The 4,372-nt window shown below is 23.2% G+C and carries 4 protein-coding genes and 2 pseudogenes; 3 read left to right on the plus strand and 3 right to left on the minus strand.

From position 1 onward, the window contains the following. Positions 1-306 (minus strand): annotated as a pseudogene (locus JG677_RS07205) (3'-5' exonuclease); the annotation flags it as partial. 64 nt (positions 307-370) lie between these two features. On the opposite strand from JG677_RS07205, the gene waaC reads away from it, so the two are divergent. The 3 genes from waaC to waaF are packed head-to-tail and all read left to right on the plus strand — an operon-like array spanning position 371 to position 3,225. After that, the gene (gene waaC, locus JG677_RS07210) at positions 371-1,393 is read left to right on the plus strand and encodes a lipopolysaccharide heptosyltransferase I (protein WP_200285975.1); all 1,023 of its coding nucleotides are present in this window, start codon (positions 371-373) and stop codon (positions 1,391-1,393) included. After that, positions 1,383-2,270, plus strand: coding sequence for a lipid A biosynthesis lauroyl acyltransferase (locus tag JG677_RS07215; protein ID WP_200169488.1), 888 nt, complete (start codon positions 1,383-1,385; stop codon positions 2,268-2,270). Before waaC ends, JG677_RS07215 begins: the two co-directional genes overlap by 11 nt. A gap of 1 nt (position 2,271) precedes the next feature. Next, on the plus strand, positions 2,272-3,225 hold the full coding sequence (gene waaF / locus JG677_RS07220; RefSeq protein WP_200285977.1) for a lipopolysaccharide heptosyltransferase II: 954 nt from the start codon (positions 2,272-2,274) through the stop codon (positions 3,223-3,225). Here the strand turns inward: waaF and JG677_RS07225 are convergent. After that, on the minus strand, positions 3,208-4,020 hold the full coding sequence (locus JG677_RS07225; RefSeq protein WP_200169490.1) for a glycosyltransferase family 2 protein: 813 nt from the start codon (positions 4,018-4,020) through the stop codon (positions 3,208-3,210). The two genes, waaF and JG677_RS07225, sit on opposite strands and share 18 nt — an antisense overlap. 51 nt (positions 4,021-4,071) lie before the next feature. Then, a pseudogene (locus JG677_RS07230) lies at positions 4,072-4,372 on the minus strand (cytidylyltransferase domain-containing protein); the annotation flags it as partial.

The raw sequence follows: 4,372 nt of genomic DNA on the forward strand, positions 1-4,372 counted from the left end.
AACCAATTTTGGCTCATACTTATCAATAAATTTAAAAAAATTAGCAATCATACTTTGCTCATCATCGCCATCAATTTTATTGACTTTAAGAAATTTTCCAAAACTATTTGTTATAACTGCACAAATACTTACAATCTTATGATAAGGCAAGGGTAAAAATTCGCTAGAAGTTTGTTCTTTTTGGAGTTCTAAAGCTTTTTTAGAAATTTCTAAATCATCTCCTTTTAAATTTAAAGTTTTCCTTATAAGTTCGGTATCTGGAATACTTTCACAATCAAAAATACAAATATAACCTTCTTGATTCATTTTTAACCCTTTTTTAAATAAATTTGATAAAATCATAACAAAATTTTAGCATTTTAGGTTTTTAATGAAAATAGCAATTGTTAGGTTATCAGCACTTGGGGATATTATTCAAAGTGCTATAGTATTACAATTTATTAAAAAATTTAAAAAAGATATAGAAATTCATTGGTTTATTGATGAAAGATTTAAAGATATTTTAAAAGATCATCCTTTGATTGATAAAATATATCCTTTGCCTTTAAAAGATAAAAAAATTTCAAAAACACTAAAAATACTTTTTAAGGCAAGAAAAAATAATTATAATGTAGTAATAGACTTGCAAGGGCTTATTAAATCAGCCATTATAAGTCGAATTTTAAATCAAAATAATTTTGGTTTTAATAAAAATAGCCTTAAAGAAAGTTTTGCTCATAATTTTTATAATCAAAAATTAAATATTAATTATAATGAAAACGTCTTTGTGCGTTATTTAGCCTTAATTTCTTTTGTATTTAATGAAGATTTTGATATAAAAAATCTTTTTTTTAAAAAAGATGTTTTTTATGCTGATGATATTACAAAAGAGAAACTTATACAAGAATTTAAACTAAAAGAAAACAAACATAATATACTTATACACGTTGGATCAAGTGCAAAAAATAAAATTTATCCAGCTAAAAATTTTGCATTACTTTGTAAAAAAATTAACGATAATATAGCAAATTCAAAAATTTTTCTTGCTTGGGGAAATTTAAAAGAATATGAAATTGCAAAAGAAATTCAAAATTTTTATCCAAACGATCATATTGTTCTACTTAGAAATTTAAATTTACAAGAATTAATTGCATTTACAAAAGCCGTAGATTTAGTTATAGGAAATGATAGCGGACCTACTCATTTAGCTTTTGCTCTCAATAAAGCTTCTATAACTATTTTTGGAGCAACACCAAGTCAAAGAAATGCTTTTGTAACAGAAGTTAATAAAATTATTGATGCAAAAAAGAAAATTTTAGATGCTAAGCATATTGATAAAAATGATTTTTGTATTGAAAATATTGATGCACAAGATATTTTTGAAATTACTAAGGAATTATTAAATGAAAAATAAAGATAATCTTTATCTTATGATTTATTATATTTTAAAATTTATTGTTTTTATTTTTCCAAATTTTATTTTAGATTTTTTTGCTAAAAATATAGCATTTATTGTTTTTTGTCTTAATAAAAAACATAGAAAAATTATTGATATTAATTTAAAAATTTGTTTTCCACAAAAAAGTTCAAAAGAAAGAAAGAAAATTGCTTTAAAAATTTATCAAAATTTCGCCAAATTTGGACTTGATTGCATTAAAAATCAAAATACTAATAAAGAAAAAATTCTTAAAAAAGTTGTATTTGATAATGAAGAACTTTTATGTAATGCCTTAAATTCAAATAAAGCTTTAATTTTAACAACAGCTCACTATGGAAATTGGGAACTTTGTTCTTTGGCATTTTCTGCTAAATTTGGAGCCATGTCCATAGTAGGAAGAAAATTAGATAGCAAAAAAATGGATAAAATTTTAGCCCAAAATCGCACTCAATTTGATATAGAATTAATTGATAAAAAAGGTGGGATTAAAAAAATGTTTCAAGCTCTTAAAGAAAAAAGAACATTAGGAATTTTAACAGATCAAGATTGCTCTGATAATGAAGGGATAAAAATAGATTTTTTCAATAAAAAAGTCAATTTTTTAATTGGGGCGAGTTTAATTGCAAAAAAAACTAAAGCTCTATTATTACCTGCTTTTATTTATCAAGGCAATGACAATAAATATCATATAAAATGCTTTAAAGCCCTTGATGGAGATGTTAAAAGTTTAGAAGAATTAACCTCTTATCAGGCAAAATGTTGCGAAGAAATGATCAAATTTAAACCTGATGAGTATTTTTTCTTCCATAAAAGATTTAGAAGTTTCAATAAAGATTTGTATCTTAAGGCATAAAATGAAAATTTTTATAAATCTTCCTACTTGGCTAGGAGATGCTGTAATGTCTAGTGTAGCTATTTATGCTTTACTTGAAAAATTTCCTAAAGCTCAAATTATTTTTTATGGTTCCTTTGTAAGTATAGAACTTTTTAAAAATATAAAAAATTCTAAAACAATCATAGAAGATAAAAAACATAGATATTTAAATATTTTAAAACAAAGATCTCTTATAGGAGAATGCGATATTGCCATCTCATTTAGATCAGCATTTTCAAGTAAAATTATTTTAAATTTAATTAAAAGTAAAAAAAGATTTTATTTTAATAAAAAACAAAATAAAGATGAACATCAGGTTTTAAAATATTTATATTTCATAGAAAAAAGTTTTAATTTTAAAGCCAATTCAACACAATTAAGACTTCCTATTTTACCAAAATATAAATGCAATATTAGCCTAAAAGATAATAAAAAAATTCTAGCTTTAAATCCAGGTGCTCATTATGGAAGTGCAAAAAGATGGGAAGCTAATTATTTTGCTAAAGTGGCAAAAGAATTTGCTAAAACGCATAAAATTATTATTTTTGGAGTAAAAAGCGAAGAAGAAATTTGCAATAGCATAGAAAATATTTTAAAAAAAGATGGTATTAAAGTAAAAAATTTATGTTCCAAAACAAGTATAAATAGCCTTTGTAAAAATATAGCATTTTGTGATTTATTTATTGGCAATGATAGCGGTATTATGCATATAGCAGCTGTATATAAAGTAAAAACTATAGCTATTTTTGGATCTACAAATTTTAATCAAACTTCGCCTTGGCAAAATGAAAATGCTAAAATCGTTCATTTAAATTTAGCTTGTATGCCTTGTATGCAAAAAACTTGCCCCTTAAAACACCATAAATGTATGAAAGACTTAACTCCTGATATCGTAATCAAAGAAGCTAAAAAATTGCTAAACTATTCTATCTAATCTATTTTTCAAATCATTAAGCTCTTTTTCTAAAATTTCAAATAAATTCTTATGAAATATATCATTTTTAAATTCCAAAGAAAATTCTTTTATAAATTTAAAACTTTTTTGCTTATCTAAATAATTTTGATATAAAAATTTTTTACTTTCATAGCGTCCATTTTCATTAAATTCATAATAATAAACAAGCTCTTTGCAGATTCTTATTTTCTCACACTGCATAAAATACATATAACAAAAAAACATATCTTCGCTATAGCTTAATTTTTCATAAGGATTTATTTTTTGAAAAACTTTAAATATCATATCTTTTTTAAAAAGTTTAGCCCAAACGCTCCAGCAAAAATGTCTTTGCTGGAGTAAAAAATTCAAAAACTCAGATTGATTAAAATTTTCATTTTGTTTAAAACGATAAAATTGTTTGGTATTTACTCTATGTACTAAAGCATCAAAACAAATCAAATCAAAATCTTTAATCTCTTTTAAAGCTAACTCACAAGCATTTAAAGCTAAAGTATCATCAGGGTCTAAAAACATTATATAAGCTGAGCTTGAGTTTAATACTCCTACATTTCTACTTGCAAAGGTTCCTAAATTCTTCTCATTGTGAATAATTTTAATTCTTTTATCTTTTAAAGCTTCTTCTTTAGCTATATTTATACTATTATCACTTCCTAAATCATCTACTACAATAATCTCTATATCTTTAAGACTTTGATTTATACAACTATCTAAAGCTTTTTTTATATATTTTTCTACATTAAAGGTTGGAAGTATAATAGAGATTTGAGGCATATTTAACCTTTTTTTACAAACTAAAAAGACTAATTGTCTTAAAAAATGGCTTTAATAAAAATCAAAATTTTTAAAAAATTCATTAGCCTTTTTCAAATCCTCTAAAGTATCTATATCAAAACTACTTTGTTTATCCATTTTGAAAAAAGTAGTATTTTTAAGTAAAAAACTAGGATTTTTTAAAAATTCTTTAATTTTTAAAATATAAATAGCCCCATTACCCATATAAACATTTGGAAGTTTTTGTCTTGGCATAAAAGGATAAAAATCATTACAAATTCCTTTTAAATTTTTATTTTCATCTATAGTAAAAGCTTTTAAAATTTTATTATCCTCTTTAAAAACACTGATA

This window comes from Campylobacter sp. TTU-622, from assembly GCF_016598965.1.
GTDB lineage: Bacteria > Campylobacterota > Campylobacteria > Campylobacterales > Campylobacteraceae > Campylobacter_D.